A 26,629-nucleotide genomic window follows, 5' to 3' on the forward strand; every position below is an offset into this window, starting at 1 on the left:
GACAGCATGAAAGCCATCGTTATTGGAACACCCGGCGGCCCCGAGGCCCTGGAAGTGCAGGATGTCCCGGCGCCCGAAGCCGGGCCCGGGGAAGTGCTGATTGATGTCATTGCCGCCGGCATCAACCGTGCAGACGTGCTGCAGCGCCAGGGGCACTACCCGGTCCCGGCGGGAACCTCCGAATATCCCGGCCTGGAAGTCTCCGGCCGGATCGCCGCACTGGGGGAGGGCGTGGAGGGACTGGCCGTGGGCACCGAGGTAGCCGCCCTGCTGACCGGCGGCGGCTACGCCGAACAGGTGGCCGTACCCGCCGTCCAGGTCCTGCCCCTGCCGGACGGCATCGACGCGGTCACCGCAGCATCGCTGCCGGAAACCGCCGCAACCGTCTTCTCCAACCTCTTTATGGCCGCCGCCGTACAGGAAGGGGACTACGTCCTCATCCACGGTGCCTCCGGCGGGATCGGCACCATGGCCATCCAGATGGTTGCCGCGTTCGGCGCCGTCCCGATCGTCACTGCCGGATCCGCTGAAAAGCTGGAGCTGGCCGATTCGCTGGGCGCGAAGGTGCTGATCAATTACAAGGAACAGGACTTTGTTGAAGCGGTCCGGGAAGCGACGGACGGCCACGGAGCCGACGTCATCCTGGACGTGGTGGGCGCCAAATACCTGCAACGGAACCTGGACGCGCTCGCCGTCGCCGGACGCCTGGTCATTATCGGCCTGCAGGGCGGGGCGAAGGCCGAACTGAACCTGAACCAGCTGATGGCCAAGCGGGCCGCCGTCATCGGCACCACCCTGCGCGGACGCCCCGTGGAGGAAAAGGGCGCCATCATGTCTGCCGTGGGCCAGTACGTCTGGCCGCTGCTCGCCTCCGGCGCCATCCGCCCGCTGGTGGACCGCACCTTCCCGCTGGCTGAGGCAGCCGCCGCCCACGAGTACTTCGACTCCGGACAGCACACCGGCAAGATCCTGCTGACCGTCTAGCGAAAGGACAACGACGGCGGCCGCCCACCCGGTGCGGCCGCCGTCGCGCTTTAACGTGATGTAACACACCCCCGTGGTAGTAATCTCTAGGTGCAGGGCCACTCCCTGCCTATCGGTATGACTGTCAACGCAGACAACGCCACCGCACACAAAGGGATTCATCATGAGCGAGAAACATCGGCGCCGGGCCGAAACCCCGGACACGCCAGGCCCCACCGGCCGGCCGGACGGCGACGTCCTGGAACAGGACCCGGCACTGCCGCCGGTGGCCGTGGATCCGGAAGTCCTCGACGCCGAGGACCGCCGCTGGACCCCGGCAAAAATTGCCATCTGGGCGGGCATCGCCCTGCTGGGCGGCCTGAGCTGGACCATGCTCGCCGTAGTCCGCGGCGAAACCGTGAACGCCATCTGGTTTGTCTTCGCCGCGGTCTGTACCTACCTGATCGGCTACCGCTTCTACTCCAAGCTCATCGAAGCGAAGCTGCTCAAGCCCAATGACCGCCGCGCCACCCCCGCCGAATACAAGGCGGACGGCAAGGACTACGCCGCCACGGACCGCCGGGTTCTTTACGGCCACCACTTCGCCGCCATCGCCGGCGCCGGACCGCTGGTCGGACCGGTCCTGGCCGCGCAGATGGGCTACCTGCCCGGCACCATCTGGATCATCGTCGGCGTGGTACTGGCCGGCGCGGTGCAGGACTACCTGGTGATGTTCTTCTCCATGCGGCGCGGCGGACGTTCCCTGGGCCAGATGGCACGGGATGAACTCGGACTCATCGGCGGCACCGCCGCCCTGATCGCCACCCTGGTCATCATGATCATCATCGTGGCCATCCTTGCCCTGGTGGTGGTGAACGCCCTCGCCGAAAGCCCGTGGGGCGTCTTCTCCGTCAGCATGACCATCCCCATCGCCCTGTTCATGGGCGTGTACCTGCGCTACCTGCGTCCCGGCAAGGTCACCGAGGTCTCCATCATCGGCTTCGTCCTGCTGCTGGCCGCCATTATTGCCGGCGGCTGGGTTGCCGATACCCCGCTGGGCGACGCCCTGACCCTGGAACCGACCACCATTGCCTGGGGCATCATCATCTACGGCTTCATCGCCGCCGTCCTGCCGGTCTGGCTGCTGCTGGCCCCGCGCGACTACCTCTCCACCTTTATGAAGGTGGGCACCATCGTGATGCTGGCCGTGGCCATCATCATCGTCCGCCCGGAGATCAATGTTCCGGCGGTGAGCGAGTTCGCCAGCCGGGACGACGGGCCGGTGGTCGCCGGACCGCTCTTCCCGTTCCTCTTCGTCACCATCGCCTGCGGTGCGCTCTCCGGCTTCCACGCGCTCATCTCCTCCGGCACCACCCCGAAGATGCTGCAGAAGGAACGCCAGACCCGCTTTATCGGCTACGGCGGCATGCTGATGGAGTCCTTCGTGGCCATCATGGCGCTGGTGGCGGCCATCTCCATTGACCGCGGCATCTACTTCGCCATGAACTCGTCCGCCGGCGCCACCGGCGGCACGGTGGAAGGCGCCGTCGCCTTCGTAAACAGCCTGGGCCTGGCCGGAGTGAACCTCACCCCGGACATGCTCTCCTCCCTGGCATCCGACGTGGGCGAGGAATCCATTGTGTCGCGCACCGGCGGCGCGCCCACCCTCGCCGTCGGCCTCGCCACAATCATGCAGAGCCTGATCGGCGGACCCGGCATGATGGCCTTCTGGTACCACTTCGCCATCATGTTCGAGGCCCTGTTCATCCTCACCGCCGTGGACGCCGGCACCCGGGTGGCCCGTTTTATGCTGCAGGACACCATCGGCAACGTGGCCCCGAAGTTCAAGGACATGGCCTGGCGTCCCGGAGCCTGGATATGTACGGCCATCATGGTCGCCGGATGGGGATCGATCCTGATCATGGGGGTCACGGACCCGCTGGGCGGCATCAATACGCTGTTCCCGCTCTTCGGCATCGCCAACCAGCTCCTGGCCGCCATTGCACTGGCCATCTGCATGGCCATCATCGCCAAGAACAATGCGTTCAAGTGGCTGTGGATCGTGGCACTGCCGCTGGCGTTCGCTGCGGTGGTGACCATCACGGCGTCGTTCTACAAGATCTTCTCGCCGGTGCCGAGCGTTGGCTACTGGGCCAACCACGAGGCGTTCCAGCAGGCGCTGGCCGACGGCAAGACCAGCTTCGGTACGGCCAAGACGGTGGAGGCCATGGAGGCGGTGGTGCGCAATACGCTCATCCAGACCACGCTTTCGGTGGTGTTTGTGACCCTGGCGATCATTGTCATCATCACGGCCATCATCGCCACCATCCGGTCCTTCCGCTCCGGCGGCGCCCCGAGCGCCGAGGACCCTGCCGTTCCGTCCCGCACCTTCGCGCCGGCAGGTTTCCTCGCCACGCCGGCGGAGAAGGAGATCATGGCACAGTGGGATGCGCTGCCGGAGGAGAGCCGGCCCGGGAAACGGGCGGCACACTCATGAGTGCCGCCGTCGCCGTCCGGGAGGGGCTGGCCGGATTTGTGCGCTTCTTCCGGGACGTGATGGGGGAGGACGCCTACCGCAAGTACGCGGACTTCCACGCTGCCTCCGGCTGCTCGTCGCCGCTGATGAGCGAGCGGGAGTTCTGGCGGGACAAGATGGACCGGCAGGACGCCAACCCCGAGGGGCGCTGCTGCTGACGGCTGCATAGCCGGCCCATTCCGACGGCGGTGCCGCGGCTTTTTCAGAAGCTGCGGCACCGCCGTCGTCCGTCCGCGTCCCTTTGTTGCGTCCCCTTGAGTGCACGCACGGATGCTGGTTGGGTGGAGGAATGCGAAAAGACGATGATCTGCAGGCACTGCCGGAGCACCTCCGCGAGGACATCAGCGCAGCCTCGGCCCCCGAGGTGCAGGACGACGACGAGCACCTGGAACAGGACATCAACCTGCCGGCGGGGGAGAAGGTCTCCGGGCCCGAGTTCGACAGCCGGCACTACACCGCCGGCCAGCTGAACGCCGGTGCCCAGGTGGCGGGGCTGAGCCCGGACGGCGAATACGCGAAAAGCCGCGAAGAAGAGCTGGAAAGCTGACCGCCCCGGCGGCAACGGCAACCAACCGTGAGAGCATTAAGCCCATGACTGAACAGAACGGATCCTCCGACCGGCCGCAGGCCGCGGACGCTCCTGTCGGGCAGAAGTCACATGAGACTCCGGACGGCGGCGGAACGGAGACTGGCGCTGCGACCGATTCCGGCGCGGCAACGGACGGGAACTGCGCTGCGGACACGGCACACGCGGACACGGCACAGGCTGACGGGCAGGACGGGCACCCCAAACACAAAAACGGCCCGGCCAAGCTGAACGAGCTGGTGGATGAACCCGCGAAGGTCATGCGGATCGGCACCATGATCAAGCAGCTGCTCGAGGAAGTGCGCAACGCGCCCCTGGACGATGCCGCCCGCAACCGGCTGGCGGAAATCCATGCCCGCTCCGTGAGCGAACTCGAAGACGGGCTGGCACCGGAGCTGGTGAACGAGCTGCACCGCATCAACCTGCCGTTCCTGGACGATGCCACCCCCACCGACGCCGAATTGCGGATTGCCCAGGCCCAGCTGGTCGGCTGGCTGGAGGGGCTGTTCCGCGGCATCCAGACAGCCATCGCCGCCCAGCAGACCGCCAACCAGCTAAACGCCGGCCGCCTGCAGCTGCGCCAGCTGCCGCCCGGGACCATGCTGGCCCCGGGAGTTGTTATTGGAGATGACGGGGAACCGCACCGCGCGCAGGGACCCCAGGGAACGGGCAGCCCGCGGCAGGAACCCCACGCGGGCCCCGGTCAGTACCTGTAGTAGGACGTAAATGGCACTTTTTGCAGCCGCCCGGCAGGGGCGGAAGGACGATGTTGAACTCGGCAAGGGCGTGTGGCGCCGTGCCCACGACCGGTTCACCCGCGGGCTGGACCGCTATTACCAGATGCTCGAAGGCGTGGAGGATGACGCCGTCTACAACGGGCTGGTGACGGTGGCCAATGACCTGGCGGCCCTGCTGCCGCGCGTGCGTGAGGTGTGCGCCCGCGCCCAGCGGCAACTGCCCAGCACCGGGCAGAACATTCCCGGCGCCCTCACGGCCGTGCACCGGGCACTCTCGCGCAGCGGCAACTCGCTGGCCGCCGCGGCGGAAGCCGCAGCCATGTCCCGGCTGGAAGGGGAGCGCTGGGGGATTGCCTCGGCCGGGCTGGAAAACGTGCGCCGCCGGGCTGCCCTGGTGGAGGAGGACGTCGCCGAGGCCGAACGTGCACTGAAGGCTGCCGGACTGCAGTAGAAGATCCCGGAAATAACCGCCGGAAACGGGAATACGTTAAGCCGCCTTTTCGCGGTGAGCATATCCGCTTTGTATCCCGGGGAGCGCGGGATAAGGATGTGGGAATGACTACATCACCGGTTCTGACTTTCAATGACGGCAATACCATCCCCCAGCTTGGCTACGGCGTCTGGCAGGTTGAGGACGAGGTTGCCGAAAAGGTAGTGGGACAGGCCTTCGAGGTTGGCTACCGCCACATCGACACGGCCAAGATCTACGGCAACGAGGCCGGCGTCGGCCGCGCCATTGCCGCCACCTCGGTTCCCCGCGAGGACATGTTCATCACCACCAAGGTGTGGAACGCAGACCAGGGCTACGAAGAGACCCTGAAGGCCTTCGACGCCTCCATGGAGCGCCTGGGCCTGGAAACCCTGGACCTGTACCTGATCCACTGGCTGCAGCCGAAGCAGAACAAGTACGTGGACACCTGGAAGGCCCTGGTGGAACTGCAGAAGCAGGGCCGGGTCAAGTCCATCGGCGTCTGCAACTTCACCAAGGAAGCCCTGCAGGAAATCATCGACGCCACCGGCGTGGTCCCGGTCCTGAACCAGGTGGAAACCCACCCGTACCTGAACCAGGCGGACCTGCGCGCCTTCGAGGCCGAGCACAACATCCTGCACGAGTCCTGGTCCCCGCTGGGTTCCGGCAAGGGCCTGCTCGAGGACCCCAAGCTGGTGGAAATCGCCGCGAAGTACGACGGCGCCACCCCGGCCCAGGTGGTCATCGCCTGGCACCTGGCCCTCGGCAGCATCGTGATCCCCAAGTCCGTGACCGAATCCCGGATCCGGGAAAACTGGGAAGCGCTGAACCTCAAGCTCAGCGATGAGGACATTGAGGCCATTAACGCACTGGACAACGGCACCCGCTACGGTGCGGATCCGGCCACGGCCGACTTCGCCTAATAGCTGCGAAACACCAAAGGCGCACACCCTGCGGGGTGTGCGCCTTTTTCGTGTAGTGGGCCGGCACGGCTTGGCTGCGTCAGAACGTGGCCGGGCTGCGCCGCGACCGGGTTACGCGACCGGCTAGGCTGCGACCGGCTCGAGCGGAGCGCGGACGGGCCAGTCCTGGCCTTCCAGGATCACCTGGGCGCAGCTGCCGGTGTGGACGTTGAGCACAATCGGTGCCAGCAGGTTCACGGTGGTGCCATCCAGTGCCGGGTTGGCGACCACCAGCACCGCGGCGTCCTCGGAGGTGTTCAGGTCCAGCTGGCGGCGCTGGTCGTCAGTGATTTCCGGGTGGTAGTCCGGCAGGTACACGGAAGCATCCAGCACATAGAGGCGGTGGCTGCCACCGGATGCCGAAGCGGCGGTGAGCGCGAACAGCCCCGCGGCGCCGTCGATCTCTTCCAGCTCGAAATGCACTTCCGGTGCCAGTCCGGGAGGCGGCGTCAGGAACGTCAGGCCCGTGCTCATCGCAGGAAGTCCATCAGGGTCGGCTGCAGCGCCCGTGCGGTGACGGCCAGGGCCGACTGGTAGGCGACTTCCTGCAGTTTCATGTCCAGAATGACCTTGGCGGTATCCAGGTCCTCGATGCCGGAGCGGCGGGTTTCCAGGCTGATGGACTGGTCCGCCAGGGTGTCCTTGGCCTTGAGCGTGGCTGCGTGCCGCACACCCAGGGCCGAGTGTTCCCGCAGCACGGTGTCGGCGGCCGCGTCGATCTTGGTGAGATACCCGGTGGAATCCTTGTTCGCCTTCAGATCCGAGACCAGGTCATCCACGAGCCGGAAGACGGAATTCTCGTCCTTGCCAAAGACTGCTTCACCATCGGTATCAACGCGCATGAGCGTACTGCTGTCCAATCGGCGCGTAGTGGGGGTGCCGCTTCCGCTGTAGTCGTAGGTGCCTGCGGGATTTTCGGTGAAGGCCTTGCCGGTGTCCGAGGTGCCGGCAAAGACGGTGCGGCCCAGGTAGGTGGTGTTGGCCTCGCGCAGCAGGTCCGTTTTCAGGCCCTCCAGCTCGGTGGCAATGGCCTGCCGGTCCGTGGGGGACATGGTGCCGGTGCTGGCGCTGAGCGCCAGGTCCTTGACCCGCCCGAGGATCTTGTTGGTGTTGGCCAGGGCGCCGTCGGTCACGCTGAGCCAGCCCTCGGCGTCGCTCACGTTGGCGGCGTGCTGGGTGTTGGCCCGGATTTCGGCCCGGACCTTCATCGCATTGGCGGTGCCGGTGGGATCGTCGGAGGGACGGGCAATGGCGGAGGAGGAGGTGACCTGCTCCTGCAGCTTGGCCATCCGGGACATGCTGGCCTGCAGGTTCTGCTGGGCCGTCCGGGCCATGGTCTGGTTGGTGGTGCGGCTGATCACGGGTTACCTTCCCACAATTCCGGTGCGGTTGATGAGGGTGTCAAGCATTTCGTCAATGGCGCTCATAACGCGCGAGGCGCCCTGATACGCGTGCTGGTACATCAGCAGGTTCACGTTTTCCTCGTCCAGATCCACCGAGGCGTTGGACAGCTGCAGGTCCACGGCGGAGGAGGACGCCACGCCGGCCAGGGTGGCCTGCTGCAGCTCCGCCCGGCTCTGGGACGCGGTGGCGGTGACAAAACCGCTCCACACCTTGTCCGCGGAACCGGCCTTGGACCCGAGCTGGGAGATCGCCTCGGCCAGGCTGCCGTCCAGGGCACCGGCATTCGGGTAGCCGGCGGCGATGCCGGAGGCATCCGTCGGGATCGCCTTCAGCGTGGTGGCTGCCGGATTGCCGACGGCGAAGAAGTTCAGGCCGGTGGTCCCGGCCGTGGTGGCGCCCTGGCGGTGCAGATCGTTGACGGAGGCAGCCAGCGTGGCGGCTACCTCGTTGTAGGACGCTGCGGCCTTCGCGAACACACCGCCGCTGTCGGCGGAAGCCAGCAGGGAAACGGCGCCGGCTATTTCGCCCTTGCTGATTCCTGCCGTTCCGGGCCGGTCGGTCCAGCCCACGGCGGTTTCCCGGGCGTCCTCCATGGAGGTGCCGCCGGTGACCTGCAGGGTCCGGGCGTTGGTGCCGGAGACCAGGGCGTTGCCGTCAATGAGCACATCCACCATGCCGTCCGCGGATTCCCGGACCGTGGCGCCGCTCAGGGCAGAGATGGTGGTGGCGAGGGCATTGCGCTGGTCCACCAGCTCGTTTGCGGAGGCGCCGGAGGCGAGCGTGGACCGGATGGTGCCGTTGAGGGCGGCCAGCTGTGCGGCGCTGGCGTTGAGCTCGCCCACCATGTCATTGAGCGAGCCGCGGGTGCTGTTCCACTGGTCCTTGACGGTGTTGTAGCCGTTGGCAATCTGTCCGGCGGCGGCGCCTGCCGCGTTCAGCAGCACGGCAGCGGCGGCGTTGTCGCCGGGGCTGTTTTTGATGCCCTGCCACGCGGCGGAGAAGTTCTGCAGCGCTGCGGACAGCCCGTTTTCGCCTGGCTCGTTGAAGCTGTCCTCCAGATCGATCAGCGCATTGGCGCGGACCGCGGAGTAGCCGGCCACGGCTGCGGTGCTGCGCACCCGGGTGTCCAGCTGCAGGCTGCCGAGGCGGGCGATGGAATCCACGGACACGCCCTGGCCCACGCCGGTGCCGGAGGCGAACCGGCCGGTCGGTGCCACCGAGGGGGCGGCGGAGGTGTTCAGGCGCTGGCGGGTGTAGCCGGCCACGTTGGCGTTCGCCACGTTCTGGCCCACTACATCCAGGCCCTTGCGGGCGGCCGAAAGGCCTGTGTAGGCCGTGTTAAGGCCGCTGAAGGTGCTCATTGCTTAGGAGTCCTTAACGTCAGATGTTCTGGTCAACCAGCCGTGCGGCTGACGTAGGAGCGGCCGAGGTGCCGGACGCCGTGTAGGTATTGGCTTCGGGATTCAGTCCGGCCAGGGTTTCCTGCGCCGAGCGCGCGGCGGTGCGCAGGAACTGCTCATTGATGTCCCGCAGTTCGCGGATCTTCACTGTCAGTTCCGTCATGGCCTGCAGATGGGCGCCAAAGATTTCGGTCCACGGTCCGGGAGGTGCAGCGGCGACCAGCTCGCGCAGGGTCGCGTCTTCTGCGGTACCCCATTCCGCGGCGAGACCGGCTACGGCGACGGCGCGGCCCAGATCGGCCGCGCGCAGGCGCTCAAGGACCTGCTCCACTTCGCGGGTGGCATGCGTCAGCCACTTGGTTTTCCCGGAGGTAAGCAGCAATTGTTCTTCTTCGAGCTTGAACACAAGAAGTTCCAATAACTCGCGTTCCTCCCAGAGAAGCGCCGAGAGTTTCTGGGTACCCATGCTTAGCTCACCTCCTAGGTTGTGCACTGAATATCAATAAGCAGAACTAAGACGTCTGCTTCCAGGCCCCAACCTGCGGCAAAAGTCTTCGGTTTGGCGGACATCTGGCTATTTGTCCGCCACAAAACACTATCGGCCGGTTCCCTCTCAATGTTAGTGGTATGTTTCAGCTAAAGCGCTTGAGCGTGGATACCGCAGGGGACTCAGCCACTGACCACGAAGCCGGCGCACAACTGGAGACAGTTGGGCAACTGGAAAAAAACAGTTGGGTCATTTGGGGAACAAGGGCTTGGGGGTCCAAAAATTGAATCGCGCCGAACGCAATGCCCTTGTGGTGGAAAACCTGCCGCTGGTTGGCTATCTAGTATCCGAAGTCTGCGCCAAGGCCACGCACCTCTCGCGTGATGACCTGGCGTCCGCCGGGTCCATAGCCCTGATTACGTCGGCGGATTCCTTCGACCCGACTCTGGGCGTGCCGTTCGGTGCTTACGCCCGCCGCCGCATCGTTGGCGCGTTCGCTGACGAAATGCGCTCCAGCGACTGGGCCACCCGCTCCGCCCGGCGCCGGATCAAGGAAACCCTCGCAGTTAAAGAGACGCTGACCGCTGCCCTGGGCCGCACCCCGAATGTGGATGAGATTGCCTCCGCGCTGGGCGTGGACCGCACGGTGGCTGAAGATGCCCTGTCTGATGCGTCCCGCACCGTGTCCAGCCTGGATGAGTCCGTCTCGGACTTCCTGGTGACGGACCTGCCCACCCCGGAAGCGTCCCTGCTGGCCTCGGAACGGTTGAAGTACCTGACTGCAGCTGTTGCCGCCCTGCCGGGGAAGATGCGGTACATCGTGGAGGAAATCTACTTCCATGACCGCACTGTGAAGGACCTGGCCGAAGAGCTGGGCAGCACCCATTCGGCCGTCTCCCAGCAGCGGGCCGAAGCCGTCCGCCTGCTCCGCGACGGACTGGGTACGCATTACTCGGACGAAGGCGCAGCCCCGCAGATCTCGTCCCGGATTGCCCCGGCCCGGCGCAACGCCTACCTCACCTCGGTGGGGGACCGCACAGCCGGCGGAATCACCCGCCATCATCTGGCGCCGGCCATGCCTGCCGCTCCGGCACTGCCTCCGCTGTTCAATCCGGCCGCGTCCTAGGAATTCCGCCTGCGTCTTCAGGCGAAGAAGTCGTTGAAAAAAGGCGCAAAAAACTTTTCCCGAATTCCTAACGCCCGTTGGTGCTCCGCCGATAGCTATGGTTGCAGGCCCACGGAAGGGCCTGTTAGTACGGCCCACTCACGGAGGAATACATCATGGGTTTCACAATTAACACCAACACCTCGTCGCTCAACGCGATGCGTAACCTCAACCTGAACCAGACGGCTCAGGCCAAGTCGGTGGAGCGCCTCTCCAGCGGTATGCGCATCAACCGTGCGGCTGACGACGCTGCCGGCCTGGCTATCTCCGAAGGCCTGAAGAACCAGGTTTCCGGCCTTCAGGTTGCCGGCCGCAACGCGCAGGACGGCATCAGCCTCATCCAGACCGCTGAAGGTGCCCTGACCGAGGTCCACAACATCCTCAACCGTGTTCGGGACCTGACCGTCCAGGGTGCGAACGACACCAACAACACGGACTCCCGTGTTGCGATCCAGAAGGAAATCACCGCACTCGGTGACGAGCTCGGCCGTATTGCCAACAGCACCAACTTCAACGGCATCCAGCTGCTGGACAACACCCACGGCTTGGCCGCCGGTGGAGACGCAGCGACTCACAAGGCTGCGCTGAAGATCCAGGTCGGCGCTGACGGTGGTGCCGCAAGCACCGCCAACAACGAAATCACGATCAACCTTGCCAACGTTGCCACCATCGCCACGGCGGTTAAGGGCATCAACATCACCAACGCTGCGCCGGCTGCTGACGGCGCCGCAGGTGCTGCGCTGACTGCACCCGCGAGCCAGGCCGCGGCTTCCGCTGCCATCGAGACTCTGGATGATCAGATCAAGAGCGTCTCCACGGCCCGCGCCGATCTCGGTGCACAGCAGAACCGCCTCGAGTCCACCTCGCGCTCCATCGCGGTGTCCGTGGAGAACCTTTCCTCGGCCAACTCCCGCATCCGCGACACGGACATGGCACAGGAAATGGGTAACTTCACCAAGTCCCAGATCCTGTCCCAGGCAGCCACCGCAATGCTGGCCCAGGCCAACCAGATGAACTCCGGCGTTATGTCGCTCCTGCAGTAGTAGTAGCAGCGCCTGACCAGATTCATCAGCAGTAACCGCAGAGCCGGCAGGTGAATGGCCGCTGGCGGCGGGGAAACATGACTTGGACCTCACGCTTCCCGCCGCCAGCCCATTCCCTGCCTTCGGTTTTTCACAGCAGTACCGGCAGCACTCTTCCAGCAGGACTTCTCAAGGAGCATTTCCATGGCGTTAGGCATTGACGGGCTGATCAGCGGCATCGATACCACCGCCATGATTGCTGACCTGATGAAGATTGAGGCACGCCCGCAGGCGATGCTCAAGCAAAAGGTTGAAACCAACAAGCTGTTCGCCACGGCCCTGCAGAACCTGAATACCAAAATCGCGTCCCTGGCCGAGGCCGCCGGAAAGATCGCCAAGGCAGGCGGCACCGACCGGTACGCCGCCGTCACCGGTGCTGAGACGGTTAAAGCGACCGTGAAGGCAGGAGCTGCCGCCGGCTCGCTGGACCTCACCGTCAACAAACTGGCCACCGCCCAGGTATCCCTCTCCGGAGCCATGGCCGCCTGGCCCAACGGCGACGCCCTCGCCATCTCGGCCAACGGAACCATCACCGAGCTGGACACCGCCGGGAAAAGCCTTGACGAGGTGATCAGCACCGTCAACAAGGCCAACCTCGGCGTCACCGCCGTGAAGATCTCCGCCGGCAGCGTGGATGGCGTGCAGCAGTACCGCATGCAGTTCACCGCCGCTGCCACCGGAGCGGCGGGTGCATTCACTGTCTCCCAGAATGGCACCGACCTGGGCGCCATCCGCGCCGGGCAGGACGCCGAGGTCACCCTCTGGGCCGGCGTGGCAGGTGCGGAAACAAAAATCACCTCGGCCACCAACACCTTTGCGAACCTGATGCCCGGCGTGGACATCACCGTCTCCGCCGTCTCGGCCGACCCGGTCACCGTGGCCGTGAGTCGGGATGCCAAAGCCATTTCCGACGTGGCCGCCTCCCTGGTCGCCAGCCTCACCGACGTTTTCACCTACATTGACCGGAACTCCGCCGTCAGCGTCAACACCTCGGACGGCGTGACCAAAACCGTCGGCGGAGTCTTCACCGGAGACTCGGCCACCCGGGCGCTGAAGCAGTCCATCATGGACGCGGCCACCGGCGCACTGGAAGGGAATTCGACGTCCGCCATCGGCATCACCCTCACCAAATACGGCACAGTGGAGTTCGACGCCGAGAAGTTCACCGCTGCCCTCACAGCGGATCCGGAGAAGACCCAGGCCGCGCTTGGTGCCATTGCCGCCCGGGTCGAAACCGCAGGCAAAGCCGCCTCGGACAAATACGACGGCTCCATCACCAAGCGGATCACCAGCCAGGAATCCATGGTGCGAACCCTCAACACCCAGGTGGAGGATTGGGACCGCCGGCTGGCCTCCCGCGAATCCACGCTGAAACTCATCTGGACCAACCTGGAAGTCAAACTCGGCTCGCTGAACAGCCAGATGGACTGGCTGACCGGCCAGCTTGATTCCCTCTCCGCCAACTCGAGTAAGAAGTGACCGTGAACTACGGACTTGCCGCCAAACGCGCCGAATACGCACGCAACGCAGTGCTCTCCGCCTCACCGGCGCGGCTGCTGACCATGCTCTACGACCGGCTGCTGCTGGACCTGGCCCGGGCCGAGGAAGCGCAGCAGAACGGCAACTGGCAGGTTGCCTCCGAGAACCTGCTCCACGCCCAGGCCATCATCACCGAACTGCTCGGCACGCTGAAGACCGACGTGTGGGAGGGCGGGGAGAACCTGCACGCCCTGTACACCTACTCGCTCTCCACCCTGATGAACGCCAACATCGGCCGCGACGCCAAACTGACCCGCGAGTGCATTGACCTGCTGGAGCCGATCCGGTTGGCCTGGCATGACGCCGCCACCCAGCTGCCCGCCGCCGGTGCAGCACCGGCAGTAGCGGGCGTTCCGGGAGGGGTCCTCGGTGTCGGCTGAATCCGCGGAGCCCTACCCCGCACCGGAGGACCTGGCCAACTTCCTGCTCTGGGAAACCGTACTCACGCAGCTCGAGGACAACCTCGAGGCCTTCCTGGAAGGACAGTCGCTGGCTGAACAGGCCAACGAGCTGGCCGCTGAATGGGAACCGCCGGCCGAACTCGGACCGCTGCCCGAGGCACTCACCCAGCGGGCCCGCCTGCTGGCCAAGGCGCAGGCGCGTGCCTACGCGCAGCTGCGCAACGAATCCCGGACCAACCGGAAGCAGTCCATGCTGATCCGCAGTGTCCCCGGACCGTCGTCGTCGGCCGTTTACCTGGAAGTGGACGGCTGAAAGCAGACATAAGAAAGTCTGCTTACTTTTTTGTGTAACGCATACCTGCAAAAAGTAAAAAAATTACTCGGCATTCCACTTACATGGATTTGCGATATGCCGATAACTCCCAGTGAGCATGGATCGCTCACGTCTTAGGCCACGGATCGGCCGCACTGTCCCTTTAGCGAGAACTGGGTTCCACTGTGTTCGATTCCGTTTCCTCCATTGCGCTGCAAAGTGCCCTGGACGGGCTCGCCCTCCGCCAGCGCGCCATCGCGAACAACATTGCGAATGTGAATACCCCCGGCTACCAGGCCCAGCGCGTCAGCTTCGAAGACGCCCTCGCCAAATCGGTCAAGGCAGGCAACGGGGCGGCAGCCGCCACCACCTCCCGCTCCCTCGAGCCCACCCGCCTGGACGGCAGCAACGTCAACCTGGACACGGAAACCCTGTCCAACATCGACACAGTGCTGCGCTACCAGTTCGCCACCCAGGCCGTAGGCGGGGAAGCCAACTCCCTCCGCACCGCAATGAGGACCAACTAATGACTTTCGACGCCATCGGCATTGCCGCCACCGGCCTCACCACCCACCGCAAGTGGCTCGACGCGGTCTCCGACAACCTGGCCAACGCCAACAACGTCTCCAGCACCGACGGTGCAGCCTTCCAGGCCCGCTACGTCGTGGCGCAGGAAGGTGCTGAAGGCAACGGCGTCTACGTGGCCGGCGTCCAGTACGGCGACGCCGAAGGCCGGATGGTCTACCAGCCGGACCACGCCCTGGCCGACGCGGAAGGCTACGTCCGCTACCCGGACATTGACCTCTCGGAACAGATGGGCAACCTAATCCTCGCCCAGCGCGGCTATGAAGCCAACGCCGCCGTCGTTGACCGTGCCAAGAGCACATATGAAGCAGCACTGCAGATTGGACGCTCCTAATGCCTGTCCCCGCCATCGCGGCCGTCAGCGGCACCACGCCCACGGCCTACGTTGAGATGGTGAAGCCGGCCGTCTCCACTGACGGATCCTCCTTCGCAGCCTCGCTGACCGGGGCCGTGGACAACGTCACCGATCTGTCTGCCCAGTCCAAGACCCTCGCGGTCCAGGCCGTCACCGGCGACCTGGATGACATCCATGCAGCCACGATCGCCTCCACCCGGGCATCCCTGACCCTGGAACTGGTTGCCGCAGTGCGGAACAAGGGCGTTGACGCGTTCAACGAGATCATGCGGATGCAGGCCTGATGCCGCCGGCAGTAAAAGGGATGGCCGGCCGTTTCGGCTCCACCATCCGGGAATTCAGCCTCGCTCAGAAAACCATTGCCATTATCGGCGTCGCCGTGCTGGCCCTGGGTGTGGCACTGCTGGCCTCCTGGCTGACCAAGCCTGCCTACACCCCGCTGTTCTCCGGCCTGCAGGCCGAGGACGCCAACGCCATTGTGGAACAGCTCAAGACCGACGGCGTGCCCTACGAAATCGCCGGCGGCGGCGGCACCGTCATGGTGCCGGAAGAGAACGTCTACGACCAGCGGCTCAAGGCAGCCGGCGCCGGCCTGCCCTCCGCCTCCACCGGCGGTTACTCGCTGCTGGACGAAATGGGTGTCACCTCCTCCGAATTCCAGCAGTCCGTGACCTACAAGCGGGCCCTGGAAGGCGAGATCGCCAAGACCGTGGGCTCCATCGACGGGGTCAAGAACGCCTCGGTGCAGCTGGCCATCCCCGAAGACACCGTGTTCGTGTCCCAGAAGTCGGACCCCACCGCGTCGGTGTTCGTGGAAACCGCCAACGGCACCACGCTCACCGCGGACCAGGTGCAGGCCATTGTCCACCTGACGTCCGCCTCCGTGGACGGCATGCAGTCCACCGACGTGGCAGTCATCGACGCCACCGGCACCGTGCTGTCCGCCGTCGGCGTCGGAGCCACCGGCTCCGCCGACAAACAGGCCACTGACTACGAACAGCGCGTCGGCGCCTCCGTCCAGTCCATGCTGGACCGCGTGGTCGGCCCCGGCAACGCCACCGTTGCAGTGGCCGCGGACATGAACTACGAATCCGCCAACCGGGTGGAGGAGTCCTTCAACGCACCGCAGGACACCCCCGCACTGAACGAGTCCACCAGCGTTGAGGAATACACCGGAGCCAACGGCAACACCGCCGCCGGTGTGCTGGGCCCGGACAACATTGCCGTACCCAACGGCGGCAACGACGACGGGTCCTTCCGGTCCGAGACCAGCACCAAGAACAACGCGGTCAACAAGGTCACCGAAACCCGGGAGATCCCGGCCGGCTCACTGAACCGCCAGACCGTCTCGGTGGCGCTGAACACCCAGGCCGCGGCCGGACTCAACGTCGCGGACCTGGAAGCACTCGTGGCCTCGGCCGCCGGCATCAACGTGGAACGCGGGGATGAAATCACCGTGGAAATGGTCTCCTTCAACGCCGACGGCGCTGCCCAGGCCCAGGGCGCCCTGGCCGAGGCGCAGGCAGCGGAAGAAGCCGAGCGCCGCGCCCAGATGCTGCAGATGGGCATCATCGTGGCAGGCATCGTGCTGGTGGTCATCCTGGCCCTGGTGGCCTACGCCATGCGCTCCCGCCGGCAGAACCGCGAAGTGGTGGACCTCGGCGAACTGCCCGAACTGGATCCGCTGGCTCCCGCCGCCGGGCTGGCCATGCTGGGCGAACCGGTGCCGGAAGTTCCCACTGACACTGCCTCACTGCAGATTGTTGCCGCCACTGTGGACCAGGACCGCAAGCGGGCAGAGCTTGATGCCCTCGCTGCCCAGGATCCGGTCCGCACCGCGGACTATCTGCGCAACCTCATGGAGGAGAGCCGGTCATGACCGAGCTTGCCACCGCCCCGGTGGGGATGCCGCTAGCGCTGGGCACCGCCGTCGCGCCGGAAACCAAGGAACTGACCGGGATCCAGAAAGCCGCCGTCGTCCTGATGCAGCTGGAGACCTCCCGCGCCGCAGTGGTGATGCAGCAGTTCACCGAGGCCGAAGCGCAGCTTATTGCCGCGGAGATCGTGCGGCTCAAGCGGGTGGACGCCGGGCTGGCCGAGAAGGCCATCAACGAGTTCTACGACATGACCGTGGACGGGCGCCGCCGTGCCCACGGCGGCCGCGACGTCGCCATGGGCCTGCTCGAAGCGTCCTTCGGCGTGGAGCGTGCCTCCGGTGTGATGGAACGGCTCGCGTCCTCCATGGCCGGCAAGTCCTTCGAATTCCTCGAAAGCGCCGAACCGAACCAGGTGATCTCCCTGCTGGACGGGGAACTGCCGCAGACCATCGCCCTGGTCCTGGCGCACATGCGCCCCCAGCGTGCCTCCGCGGTGCTCACCGGCCTGAACGCCGAACTGCGTACCGACGTTGCGCAGGCCATCGCCACCATGGCCCGGGCCACGCCCGAAGCCGTGCGGGTGGTCGCCGAAACGCTGAAGTCCCGTGCCTCCGCGCTGGGTGCTGCCCGCGAGGCATCCGATGCCATCGGCGGAGTGCAGCCGCTGGTGGACATCATCAACCGCTCCGATGCCGTCACTGAACGCGCACTGCTGGAAGCACTCGAGGAACGCGATCCGGAGCTTGCCGAGGAAGTACGCTCCCGGATGCTCACCTTCGCCGACCTGGTCAAGCTCGAACGCCGGGACGTGCAGCTGGTGCTGCGCGGCATCGACGTCGGGACCCTGGCACTGGCCATGAAGGGCGCCACCGAAGCGGTGCTGGACGCCATCCGCACCAACGTCTCCGAGCGCAACCGCGAACTGCTCGACGACGAAATCAAGGTTTCCGGCCCCGCCCGCCTCTCGCAGGTGGAAGAGGCACGCGCCAACATTGTCCGGGCCATCCGCGAAATGGAAGCCCAGGGCATCATCGAGGTGCACCACGCGGACGAGGAAGAATATGTCTACTGAGCAGCAGACGTTCTCCCGGCTCGTCTACACCGCGCTGGGCGCCACCGACGAGGAACAGCTCAATGCACAGGTGGAGGCCCGCGGCCACGCCGCCGGGTATGCTGCCGGCCTGCGCGCAGCCGCCGCCGATACGGAGCTGCTGCGCCGCACCCTGCGCGAGCAGCATGAGGATGAAGTACGCCGCGGGCAGGAACGCGTGAACCGCACCGTCGCGGCCCTGAACGCCGCGGTGTTCAGCCTTGAAGGCCGCACCGTCGCCCTGATCACGGACATGCAGGACACCCTCGCCGCTGCGGCCATTGAACTGGCCGAAGCCCTGCTGCGCCGCGAACTGGCCGACGACGAAGCCTCCGCCCGCGCGGCCCTGGCCCGCGCGCTGGAAGGCGTGGACACCGACCTCGTCCAGCGGGTGCGGATGCATCCGGTGGACCTGGCCGCCCTGGACGAAGAAACCCTCCGCCGTGCCCGCGTGGATTTTGTTGGCGACGCCGGCCTGCAGCGCGGCGACGCCGTGACCGAGTTCCCCAACGGCTACCTGGATGCCTCCCTCAGCGGAGCCATTGAGCGCGCCCGCCGCGCCCTGCTTGAGGATGCCGGATGACCGCCACCGCCTGGCGGCCCCGCAGCGCCGGTTTCGCCGCCGCCCTCCGCACCGCCGCCCCGCAGCGGGTTGGCCGGGTGTCCTCCGTGCTCGGCCTCAGCGTGGAAATCTCCGGCCTGGACTGCGGTGTCGGTGACCTGGTGTCCATCGGCGACCCCGGTTCCGCCGTGGACGCCGAGGTAGTGGCAGCCACCCGCGAGGGCGTCCGCTGCATGCCGTTTGGCCGGCTCACCGGCCTGACCGCCGGCGCTCCGGCCCGGTCCAAGGGCACCCCGCTGCTGGTTCCCACCGGCACCGGACTGTTCGGCCGTGTGCTGGACGGCCTGGGCCGGCCCATTGACGGCAAGGGCCCGCTGGACATCGAAGCCCTGGTCCCGCTGGACCACGAAACCCCCTCCGCCATGCTCCGCACCCGGATCGACACCCCGCTGCAGCTGGGCGTGCGGGCACTGGATACGCTCACCACTGTGGGCCGCGGCCAGCGCATGGGCCTGTTCGCCGGCTCCGGCGTCGGCAAGTCCTCACTGCTGTCCATGATTGCCCGCGGCACGGACGCCGAAGTGTCCGTGATTGCCCTGGTAGGGGAGCGCGGGCGGGAAGTGCGCGAGTTCCTCGAAGACGATCTGGGTGCCGAGGGCCTGGCCCGCTCCATCGTGGTGGTGTCGACGTCGGACGAACCGGCGCTGATGCGCCTGCGCGCCGCTTTTGTGGCCACCCGCATCGCCGAATCCTTCCGGGACCGCGGCGCCGACGTAATGCTGATGATGGATTCCCTGACCCGCGTGGCCATGGCCCAGCGCGAAATCGGACTTTCCGTGGGCGAACCGCCCGCCACCCGCGGCTATCCGCCCTCCACCTTCTCCCTGTTGGCCCAGCTCCTGGAGCGTGCCGGCACGGGCGAGCGCGGTTCGGTCACCGGCATGTACACCGTGCTGGTGGACGGCGATGACCACAACGAGCCCATTGCCGACAGTGCCCGGTCCATCCTGGATGGCCACGTGGTGCTGGACCGCAAGCTGGCCGTCTCCGGCCACTTCCCGTCCGTGGACGCCCTGGCATCCATCTCCCGGGTGGCCTCCCGGGTGAACCCGCGCGAACGCAGTGACGCGGCCTCCACCCTGCGCCGGGTCATGGCCGCGCGCCGGGCGGCACAGGACCTGCTCGACGTCGGCGCCTACCAGCGCGGCTCCAACCCGCTGGTGGACGCGGCAGTGGATAACGAAGACGCCATCAACGCTTTCCTGCAGCAGCGGATGGATGAACAGACCCCGGCGGAAACCGCCTGGGCGCAGCTGCACCAACTGACCCGGATGCTGGGGGTGTCCTAAATGTCCCGTGCCTTTCCACTGGCCGGCCTGCTTCGCCTGCGCCAGCTGCAGCAGGACCGTGCAGCCGGTGAACTCTCGGCCGCCAACGCCCGGAACCGGGAAGCCCGGCAGGCCCGCGTCGAGGCCTACGCTTCGCTGGAAACCTCCAACACTGACGCGGTGGACGCCGCCACCATGAACGCCATTGCCGCCGCCCGCGCCTCCTCCCGCAGCATGCTCGCGGACCTGAACGCATTGGGCGCCCAACGGACCGCCGAGGTGGAAACCGCGCGTGCCGAGTTTTCCGCCGCCCGCGCCCGGTCCGTGGGCCTGGAAAAACTGCAGGGCAAGCACGCCGAGGCCGAAGCCGCCGAGAACCTGCGCGCAGAACAAACCATCCTGGATGAACTTGCCGGCACAGCCTGGCACCGCCGGCAGAAGGAAGCCAACTCATGAGTATGACTGACGCCCTGGGGCGGATCGAGGAAATCCGGAGCACGCTGAGCCAGCTCTCCGGCGCCGCGGGTCCCAAAACGGCTGTGCTCGGTACGACGTCCTCCGTCACCGGAACGGATACGGAGTTCGCCTCCACCCTGTCCTCCCTGACTGCGGCGGCAACCGGAACTGCCGGGACTGCAGCGGCCGCAGGTGCCGCCGCCGGCGGTGCCGCAGCGGACGGCAAAGTGCTCGACGCCGTGCAGAAGTACCTTGGCCTGCCCTACATCTGGGGCGGCAACGATCCGGCTCAGGGGCTGGACTGCTCCTCCTTTGTACAGAATGTCTACAAGGATCTCGGCTACACGCTTCCCCGCGTCACCTGGGACCAGATGAACTCCGGAACCGAGGTGGCCTCCCTGGCCCAGGCCCAGCCCGGTGACCTGATCTTCAGCCACGACGGCGGCCACGTCTCCATCTACCTGGGCAACGGAAAGGCAGTGGACGCCCCGCAGCCGGGCCAGACCATCGCCATCCGGGATGCCTGGGAAAACGATTCCAACATCACCACCATCCGGCGCATTCTGCCCACTGAGACTGCGGGGGCCGCCGGATTCCTTTCGGCTCCCGGCGGAGCCGGTGTTCCGGGCATTTCTGACCTGGTTGCCTCCGCCCGGGCCGCGCAGGCCGCACTGATGGGTTCGGCAGCATGAGTGCCGCCGCCGGGCTCCTCCGGCCTGCCGTCCCCACGGTTCGGGATTCCGCACTGACCGGCACCCGGACGGGGTCCGCTTCGCAGGATGGCGCACAGCGTTTTGGCTCCTCACTCGAGGACGCCGTCAACGCCACCAGCCGCAGCGACAAGGCGGGCCAGCGCAACGACGCCGGATCCCGCGACAGTGCGGGTGGCGGCAGTACACCTTCCGCCTCGGATCCGGGGTACGCCGGCGCCGGAACCGTGGCCGCCGGAACTGGTGCCGCTGGAACTGGTGCCGCTCAGTGCGACGCTGGGTCCGATGCTGCCCGGGCTGCTGCTGCAGATTCCGCGACCGCGTCTCCGGCGGATAATTCCCTGAACGGTGCTTCCCTGACGGTGGAAACCGCAGGGGGCGCCGCCCTGGCCACGGCGTTTGCCGGCCTGGCCGGGAGCAGCCTGCCCGGCTTGTCCCTGTCCCCGGTGGACGGTTCATCCTCCGGTGCTGCAGCCGCAGGGACCGCAACTGCAGGGGAAGAGATGTCCGCCGTCGCAGCCGCTGCCCCTGCCGGGCCCACCTCCGGAGAAACCGGAGTGCCAGCCGGGCACAGCACCGCGGCTCAGGCCACTTCAGCTGCAACCACCACCCACGCCTCCGCCGCCACCGCCGCGACCATCGGTACGGCCGGTGCCGTCAGCGCTGCCGGGTTCGCCTCAGCCGCCGGCCCTGCGGGATCCGCTGCCGCGTCTTCCGGAGCGTCAGCTGTCGTTGCACCGCCAGCGCCCTTGGGCACCGGGGCGGCCGCCGCAACGTCCGGCATCCCCGCTGCCGGGAACGCCGTTCCGGTGTTGCCCATGCAGGGCACCGCCACCCCGGCAGGCACCCTTCCCGGCACCCTTCCCGGTGCCGCTGCGCAGACTGCGCCGGGCGGCGTCGGCTTGTCCGCCGTGGGCCTGCAGGACCCTGCGCCGGGAGCAGCGCAGCCGGTGTCCCGGCAGGCCGCGGCCGCCGCAGGAACCGGTACCGGCTTCAGCGCCGCTGCCACCACGGCTTCCTCCATCACTGCTTCCTCCACCACGTTCGCCGGGACGCTCTCGGCTGCGGCCGGCACCGACGCCAGCGGAGCTGTTGCGGCCGGAGCGGTGTCACCGGAAGGTTCCGCTCCCGCCGTCGCGCCGGTTGTACCTGCCGCCGTCCCCCTTCCCCAGACGGCCGCGCCGCAGATCGTCGCTGCCCCGGCCGCCACGCCGCCCGCTCCGGCTCCTGCCGCACCGCTGCTGAACCAGGTGTCGCAGCCGCTTTTCAGCCTCGCGACCGCCCAGCAGGGTGAGCATGTCATGACCCTGAGCGTCACCCCGGAAAACCTTGGCCCGGTGACCGTCCGTGCCCATGTGGGAGCTGACGGTGTGCGGATTGAACTCTTCGCCCCCTCCGATGCCGGCCGCGATGCGCTGCGGACCCTGCTGACCGATCTCCGCCGTGACCTGGCCGGGTCCGGGATGAGCGCCAACCTTTCGTTGTCCTCACAGGATTCCCCGGGCGGGGAAGGCACCGAACGCGGTGACGGGGAACCGCGGCCCGGAACCGGCACAGATGCTCCGCCCGGCCCGCGCCGGCCCGAGGCAGACACCGCCCCCCGCACGTTCCGTCCCGGACTTACCGGCACGGCCTCAACCATCGACTTCCTGGCCTAGAAAAGGAGACCACTGTGCCCGTTGACGCAATAGCGGCAATCGGCGGCGGAAACACCGCCGCAGCAACCCGCGCGCCCAAACAAACCCTGGACAGCGAGGTCTTTATGCATCTGCTGGTCACCCAGCTGCGCAACCAGGATCCCAGCTCGCCCATGGACACCAACGAGATGATCGCCCAGACCACCCAGCTGGCATCCATGGAACAGCTCACCGCCATGGCCAAGATGGATGAAGAGAACTTCTCCCTCCAGATGCGCATCGCCGCGGCAGCGCTGATTGGCCAGAGCGTTACCTACACCAACGAAGCAGGGGAGTCCGTCACCGGAATCGCCCGTTCCGTGTCCTACGCAGCCGGTGTTCCCACCGTCAACGTCGACGGCGTGGACATCCAGCTGGACAGCATCTCCGGCGTCGTCTCAACAGCTGCCGCCGCACCGCCGGCAACAGCACCGGACGCCACACCAGGGACTCCGGAAGACACCGCACCGGTCCCCGCAGCAGTTCCCGCACCAGCCACTGCATAACCCTCCACCTCCCGGCACCACCCAAGCTGAAAGGCGCCAGCCATGCTTCGCTCCCTTTACTCCGGCATCTCCGGACTCCGTTCACACCAGACCATGCTCGACGTCACCGGCAACAACATCGCCAACGTCAACACCACCGGCTACAAGGCCACCGCCGTCCAGTTCCAGGACACCCTCTCTCAGCTGACCCAGGGCGCCACTGCTCCCGGCGCCAACAACGGCGGCGGCAACCCGGCACAGGTGGGCCTCGGCGTGCTCGTCTCGGGTATCACCACAAACTTCACCCAGGGTTCGGCCCAGTCCACCGGACGGGCTGAGGACCTGATGATTTCCGGCGACGGCTACTTCATCACCCGCCAGGGAGCGCAGACCACCTACACCCGCTCCGGTGCGTTCAACCTCGACGCCGCCGGCCGGCTGGTCTCCACCGACGGCAGCATTGTCCAGGGCTGGACGGCCGATGCCGCCGGTAACATCAACACCGGCGGTGCGGTAGGCAACATCACCCTGCCCGACGGCGCCATCTCCCCGGCCTCCGCCACCAAGACGGCCACCATGGGCGGCAACCTGCCCTCCGAAACCCCCGCAGGCGGCTCAGTGGTCAAGGACATGAATGTCTACGACGCCAACGGCAATGTTTCCGTGGTCACCATGACCTTCACCCGGGTCGGCACCTCGGGCGCACCCGGCGAGGGCTGGACGGTCTCGGCCGACGGAACCGATGCCCCTGTCACGCTCGGCTTCGAGAACGGCAAGCAGTCCACCAACAATCCCAAAACTTTCACGGTGGGCGGCGTGGCCGTGGATCTGGCGGCGCTGACCAGCTACGCCGGTGTCAGCACCGCCTCGGTGACCGGCCAGGACGGCCGCAGTGCCGGCACCCTGGAGTCCTTCTCCATCGCCAAGGACGGCACCCTGATCGGGTCCTTCACCAACGAGTCCAAGATCGCCCTGGGCCGTATTGCCCTGGCCACCTTCACCAATCCTGCCGGCCTGGAGAAGGCCGGCAACTCGGGCTACACCGCCACGGTGAACTCCGGCAACGCCGTCATCACCGGCCCCGGCGATGCCGGCAGCGGCGGAATCGGATCCGGCATGCTGGAAATGTCCAACGTGGACCTCTCGCAGGAATTCACCAACCTGATTGTTGCCCAGCGCGGTTTCCAGGCCAACGCCCGCATCATCACCACCTCCGATGAAGTGCTGCAGGAACTCACCAACCTCAAGCGCTAATCCCGCCCCCTGAGGGTGAACGGCTCCGCAGCACGGTGTGCAGCGGGGCCGTTTGGCGCTTAACCCGTGCCGGACGCCCGCGGTGCGCGCCCCGGCGTCGTTGTTCCCGCTGTGCCGCTGCCGGGTCTTCCTAACGACGGCGGCATTCCGGCCGAAAGTAGGGGTGAGGACCTATCTGAGTCCTGCGGAACCGAACCTGGACGGGGCAATGATTGTACTTACGCGTCTCAATGATGCTCAGTTTGCGATCAACCCTGACCTGATCGAGCGGATCCATGTCAATCCGGATACCACGCTGGTTATGGTCGACGGTTCGAAATACATCGTGACGGAAAGCCTGCAGGAGGTCATTGACCGCATTGCGGCTTACCGGGCGCAGGTGATTTCCATGGCCCGCGACATTCCCCCGCAGATTTATGAACGGCCCGGTCTGGGCCTGGTACCGGAGGTTTTCTCCGCGGAGCCGGCCGGTGCCAAAACCGGTGCCAAAACCGGTGCCAAAACCGGTGACAAAACAGCCGGGGACAGTACGTCTGGCGGCAAGACAGTGCCCCTTCGCCCTAGGAACAGCTAATGGATCCAGCAACAATTATCGGCTTAGTCCTGGCCTTCGGGTCGCTCTATGCCATGATCACCCTCGAAGGCGCCCACGTCTCCGCACTGCTGCTGCCGGCCCCGATGATCCTGGTCTTCGGCGCAACCATTGCCGTTGGCCTGGCCGGGGGAACGCTGAAGGACTTCCTGATCTCCTTTAAGGCCGTGCCGCGGGCGTTTATGGGAAAAACGCCGCAGCCGCAGGAGACCATTGACCGGGTGGTCCTGCTGGCCGAGAAGGCCCGCAGCGAAGGCCTGCTGTCCCTGGAGCAGGACGCCGCCGAAGTGGAGGATCCGTTCCTGCGCACAGCACTGCAGAACATTGCCGACGGCACCGACGGTGAGGAACTGCGGATGCTGCTCGAAGATGAAGTGGCCACCAAAACCGCCAGTGACAAAATCCCGGTCAAATTCTTTAACAGCCTGGGCGGCTACGCGCCGACCGTCGGCATCATCGGCACGGTGGTGTCCCTGACCCACGTGCTGGAGAACCTCTCCACCCCTGACCACCTGGGGCCCATGATTGCCACTGCCTTTGTGGCCACCCTCTGGGGCCTGCTGTCGGCAAACTTCATCTGGCTGCCCATCAGCGCCCGGCTCAAGCGCCTGGCGGACCTGGAAGCAGAGGAAATGACCCTGCTGATGGAAGGCGTCCTCGCCCTGCAGGCAGGCAGCCAGCCGCGGCTTCTGGGCGAACGGCTCCGGGCCATGGTGCCCGCGCATGCCCTGGGCACCAAGGCTGAGAAGGCGGAAAAGGGCGACAGCGCCGATAAGGTGCAGGACGCCGCGTGAGCGCCAGCAAACGGCGCCGCCCCAAAGTGGAGGAGGACGAGCACCCGGACGAACGCTGGATGGCCTCCTACATGGACATGGTCACCGTGCTGATGTGTATGTTCATTGTCCTGTTTGCCATGTCCAGCGTGGACGCGGAGAAGTTCGCCCAGCTCAAGGAGTCCCTGGCCACCGGGTTCGGTGCCGAGGAAACCAACACCGTGGACACCGCCGTCGGAATTGTGGTGCCTCCGGACAAGGTGGACAGCGAGGAGGTCATTGAACCCGATGCGGCCCTGGCCGCCAAGGAAGTCGATGACCTGACCGCGCTGCAGGACGCTATCTATGCCGGCCTGCAGGAAAAGGGCCTGGAAGACGCCGTCCGCTTCGAGATGGATGAACGCGGCCTGACCATCCGCCTGGTCAGCTCCGAAATGTTTTTCGCCCCGGATCTGGCGGACCTGACCGGCGAGGCCGTTCGGGTGCTGGATACCGTGGGGCCGGCACTGGCACCCACCACCTACCAGGTCTCCGTTGAGGGGCACACCGCCCAGGTGCGCCAGTTTGCCGACAATGCCCTGGACTGGGAGCTTTCATCCTCCCGCTCGGTCAATGTGCTGCGCTACCTCGTGTCCCAGGGTGGAGTGGTCCAGGACCGCATCAAGGCCGTGGGCTACGGCGAATCGCGTCCGCTGACCCCCGGGCTGACGGCGGCGGAGCTGGCCCAGAACCGGCGGGTGGACATAGTGGTGCTGTCCGGGCAGAGCGAGGACGTACGCTCGCTGATTCCCGGTATTGTGGCCGAGCGCGATGCCACGGCAGGCACCTAGCAGCACTGCTTA

Annotated in this window: 31 protein-coding genes; 27 read left to right on the forward strand and 4 right to left on the reverse strand. The window is 66.4% G+C overall.

All coding sequences use genetic code 11. The features are described 5' to 3' along the window. Positions 1-6: 6 nt before the first annotated feature. From MUK71_RS02225 to MUK71_RS02255, 7 genes are all read left to right on the forward strand, one after another. Positions 7-984, forward strand: coding sequence for an NAD(P)H-quinone oxidoreductase (locus MUK71_RS02225; protein ID WP_227929393.1), 978 nt, complete (start codon positions 7-9; stop codon positions 982-984). A 163-nt stretch (positions 985-1,147) separates the two neighbouring features. Further along, the gene (locus MUK71_RS02230) at positions 1,148-3,460 is read left to right on the forward strand and encodes a carbon starvation CstA family protein (RefSeq protein WP_227905093.1); all 2,313 of its coding nucleotides are present in this window, start codon (positions 1,148-1,150) and stop codon (positions 3,458-3,460) included. Next, a complete protein-coding gene (locus tag MUK71_RS02235; protein WP_227929394.1) occupies positions 3,457-3,657 on the forward strand; it encodes a YbdD/YjiX family protein in 201 nt (66 codons plus the stop codon). Before MUK71_RS02230 ends, MUK71_RS02235 begins: the two co-directional genes overlap by 4 nt. A 131-nt stretch (positions 3,658-3,788) precedes the next feature. Then, complete coding sequence (locus tag MUK71_RS02240) at positions 3,789-4,046, forward strand: hypothetical protein (RefSeq protein WP_227929395.1); 258 nt, start codon at positions 3,789-3,791, stop codon at positions 4,044-4,046. A 44-nt stretch (positions 4,047-4,090) separates the two neighbouring features. Beyond that, a complete protein-coding gene (locus tag MUK71_RS02245) occupies positions 4,091-4,801 on the forward strand; it encodes a bacterial proteasome activator family protein (RefSeq protein WP_227929396.1) in 711 nt (236 codons plus the stop codon). A gap of 10 nt (positions 4,802-4,811) precedes the next feature. Next, positions 4,812-5,273 carry a hypothetical protein gene (locus MUK71_RS02250; protein ID WP_227905100.1) on the forward strand — a complete coding sequence of 154 codons (462 nt, stop codon included), beginning with the start codon at positions 4,812-4,814 and terminating at the stop codon, positions 5,271-5,273. A 104-nt stretch (positions 5,274-5,377) separates the two neighbouring features. Continuing rightward, entirely contained in the window at positions 5,378-6,214 is an 837-nt protein-coding gene (locus MUK71_RS02255; RefSeq protein ID WP_227929397.1) for an aldo/keto reductase, read from the forward strand. A 123-nt stretch (positions 6,215-6,337) separates the two neighbouring features. Here MUK71_RS02255 and MUK71_RS02260 read toward each other — a convergent pair whose 3' ends face one another. From MUK71_RS02260 to MUK71_RS02275, 4 genes are read right to left on the reverse strand one after another with little or no spacing between them, the layout of a single operon-like run. Next, the gene (locus MUK71_RS02260; protein ID WP_227905105.1) at positions 6,338-6,727 is read right to left on the reverse strand and encodes a flagellar assembly protein FliW; all 390 of its coding nucleotides are present in this window, start codon (positions 6,725-6,727) and stop codon (positions 6,338-6,340) included. Then, complete coding sequence (flgL, locus tag MUK71_RS02265; RefSeq protein ID WP_227929398.1) at positions 6,724-7,614, reverse strand: flagellar hook-associated protein FlgL; 891 nt, start codon at positions 7,612-7,614, stop codon at positions 6,724-6,726. Before flgL ends, MUK71_RS02260 begins: the two co-directional genes overlap by 4 nt. 3 nt (positions 7,615-7,617) lie before the next feature. Further along, on the reverse strand, positions 7,618-9,018 hold the full coding sequence (gene flgK, locus MUK71_RS02270) for a flagellar hook-associated protein FlgK (RefSeq protein WP_227929399.1): 1,401 nt from the start codon (positions 9,016-9,018) through the stop codon (positions 7,618-7,620). Between the two features lie 19 nt (positions 9,019-9,037). After that, positions 9,038-9,523 (reverse strand): flagellar protein FlgN, encoded by a 486-nt coding sequence (locus tag MUK71_RS02275; RefSeq protein WP_227905111.1) that lies wholly within the window; start codon positions 9,521-9,523, stop codon positions 9,038-9,040. A gap of 304 nt (positions 9,524-9,827) precedes the next feature. Between MUK71_RS02275 and MUK71_RS02280 the strand changes: the two genes are divergently transcribed. The 20 genes from MUK71_RS02280 to MUK71_RS02375 all read left to right on the forward strand — a co-directional run bounded on the left by MUK71_RS02280 (position 9,828) and on the right by MUK71_RS02375 (position 26,617). After that, on the forward strand, positions 9,828-10,670 hold the full coding sequence (locus tag MUK71_RS02280) for a sigma-70 family RNA polymerase sigma factor (protein WP_227929400.1): 843 nt from the start codon (positions 9,828-9,830) through the stop codon (positions 10,668-10,670). Between the two features lie 155 nt (positions 10,671-10,825). Then, positions 10,826-11,752 (forward strand): flagellin N-terminal helical domain-containing protein, encoded by a 927-nt coding sequence (locus tag MUK71_RS02285; RefSeq protein WP_227929401.1) that lies wholly within the window; start codon positions 10,826-10,828, stop codon positions 11,750-11,752. A gap of 183 nt (positions 11,753-11,935) precedes the next feature. Further along, a complete protein-coding gene (gene fliD, locus MUK71_RS02290; protein WP_227929402.1) occupies positions 11,936-13,270 on the forward strand; it encodes a flagellar filament capping protein FliD in 1,335 nt (444 codons plus the stop codon). A 2-nt stretch (positions 13,271-13,272) separates the two neighbouring features. After that, positions 13,273-13,710 carry a flagellar export chaperone FliS gene (gene fliS, locus MUK71_RS02295; protein WP_227929403.1) on the forward strand — a complete coding sequence of 146 codons (438 nt, stop codon included), beginning with the start codon at positions 13,273-13,275 and terminating at the stop codon, positions 13,708-13,710. After that, positions 13,700-14,044 (forward strand): hypothetical protein, encoded by a 345-nt coding sequence (locus tag MUK71_RS02300; RefSeq protein ID WP_227905127.1) that lies wholly within the window; start codon positions 13,700-13,702, stop codon positions 14,042-14,044. The genes fliS and MUK71_RS02300 overlap by 11 nt, the downstream gene beginning before the upstream one ends. Positions 14,045-14,229: 185 nt before the next feature. Beyond that, positions 14,230-14,571, forward strand: coding sequence for a flagellar basal body rod protein FlgB (locus MUK71_RS02305; RefSeq protein ID WP_227905129.1), 342 nt, complete (start codon positions 14,230-14,232; stop codon positions 14,569-14,571). Next, positions 14,571-14,963 (forward strand): flagellar basal body rod protein FlgC, encoded by a 393-nt coding sequence (flgC, locus tag MUK71_RS02310; protein ID WP_227929404.1) that lies wholly within the window; start codon positions 14,571-14,573, stop codon positions 14,961-14,963. The genes MUK71_RS02305 and flgC overlap by 1 nt, the downstream gene beginning before the upstream one ends. Beyond that, positions 14,963-15,268 (forward strand): flagellar hook-basal body complex protein FliE, encoded by a 306-nt coding sequence (gene fliE, locus MUK71_RS02315; RefSeq protein ID WP_227905133.1) that lies wholly within the window; start codon positions 14,963-14,965, stop codon positions 15,266-15,268. Before flgC ends, fliE begins: the two co-directional genes overlap by 1 nt. Continuing rightward, on the forward strand, positions 15,268-16,863 hold the full coding sequence (gene fliF / locus MUK71_RS02320) for a flagellar basal-body MS-ring/collar protein FliF (RefSeq protein WP_227929405.1): 1,596 nt from the start codon (positions 15,268-15,270) through the stop codon (positions 16,861-16,863). The genes fliE and fliF overlap by 1 nt, the downstream gene beginning before the upstream one ends. Before the next feature lie 26 nt (positions 16,864-16,889). Beyond that, positions 16,890-17,933 (forward strand): flagellar motor switch protein FliG, encoded by a 1,044-nt coding sequence (gene fliG, locus MUK71_RS02325; protein ID WP_227929439.1) that lies wholly within the window; start codon positions 16,890-16,892, stop codon positions 17,931-17,933. Further along, a complete protein-coding gene (locus tag MUK71_RS02330) occupies positions 17,923-18,534 on the forward strand; it encodes a FliH/SctL family protein (protein ID WP_227929406.1) in 612 nt (203 codons plus the stop codon). Before fliG ends, MUK71_RS02330 begins: the two co-directional genes overlap by 11 nt. Then, positions 18,531-19,862: a FliI/YscN family ATPase gene (locus MUK71_RS02335; RefSeq protein WP_227905139.1), complete on the forward strand. Its 1,332-nt coding sequence runs from the start codon at positions 18,531-18,533 to the stop codon at positions 19,860-19,862. Before MUK71_RS02330 ends, MUK71_RS02335 begins: the two co-directional genes overlap by 4 nt. Continuing rightward, entirely contained in the window at positions 19,863-20,297 is a 435-nt protein-coding gene (locus MUK71_RS02340) for a flagellar FliJ family protein (protein WP_227905141.1), read from the forward strand. Next, positions 20,294-20,989 (forward strand): C40 family peptidase, encoded by a 696-nt coding sequence (locus MUK71_RS02345; protein WP_227929407.1) that lies wholly within the window; start codon positions 20,294-20,296, stop codon positions 20,987-20,989. The genes MUK71_RS02340 and MUK71_RS02345 overlap by 4 nt, the downstream gene beginning before the upstream one ends. Then, on the forward strand, positions 20,986-22,665 hold the full coding sequence (locus MUK71_RS02350; protein WP_227929408.1) for a flagellar hook-length control protein FliK: 1,680 nt from the start codon (positions 20,986-20,988) through the stop codon (positions 22,663-22,665). Before MUK71_RS02345 ends, MUK71_RS02350 begins: the two co-directional genes overlap by 4 nt. A 14-nt stretch (positions 22,666-22,679) precedes the next feature. Beyond that, positions 22,680-23,189 (forward strand): flagellar hook assembly protein FlgD, encoded by a 510-nt coding sequence (locus MUK71_RS02355; protein WP_341482045.1) that lies wholly within the window; start codon positions 22,680-22,682, stop codon positions 23,187-23,189. 42 nt (positions 23,190-23,231) lie between these two features. Then, entirely contained in the window at positions 23,232-24,422 is a 1,191-nt protein-coding gene (locus MUK71_RS02360) for a flagellar hook protein FlgE (RefSeq protein WP_227905149.1), read from the forward strand. A gap of 208 nt (positions 24,423-24,630) precedes the next feature. After that, entirely contained in the window at positions 24,631-24,996 is a 366-nt protein-coding gene (locus tag MUK71_RS02365) for a flagellar FlbD family protein (RefSeq protein ID WP_227929409.1), read from the forward strand. Continuing rightward, positions 24,996-25,808: a motility protein A gene (locus tag MUK71_RS02370; RefSeq protein WP_227905154.1), complete on the forward strand. Its 813-nt coding sequence runs from the start codon at positions 24,996-24,998 to the stop codon at positions 25,806-25,808. The genes MUK71_RS02365 and MUK71_RS02370 overlap by 1 nt, the downstream gene beginning before the upstream one ends. After that, on the forward strand, positions 25,805-26,617 hold the full coding sequence (locus MUK71_RS02375; RefSeq protein ID WP_227929410.1) for an OmpA/MotB family protein: 813 nt from the start codon (positions 25,805-25,807) through the stop codon (positions 26,615-26,617). Before MUK71_RS02370 ends, MUK71_RS02375 begins: the two co-directional genes overlap by 4 nt. The last annotated feature ends 12 nt before the right edge of the window (positions 26,618-26,629 follow it).

The sequence above is a fragment of the Arthrobacter zhangbolii genome (genome assembly GCF_022869865.1).
GTDB classification, from domain to species: domain Bacteria; phylum Actinomycetota; class Actinomycetes; order Actinomycetales; family Micrococcaceae; genus Arthrobacter_B; species Arthrobacter_B zhangbolii.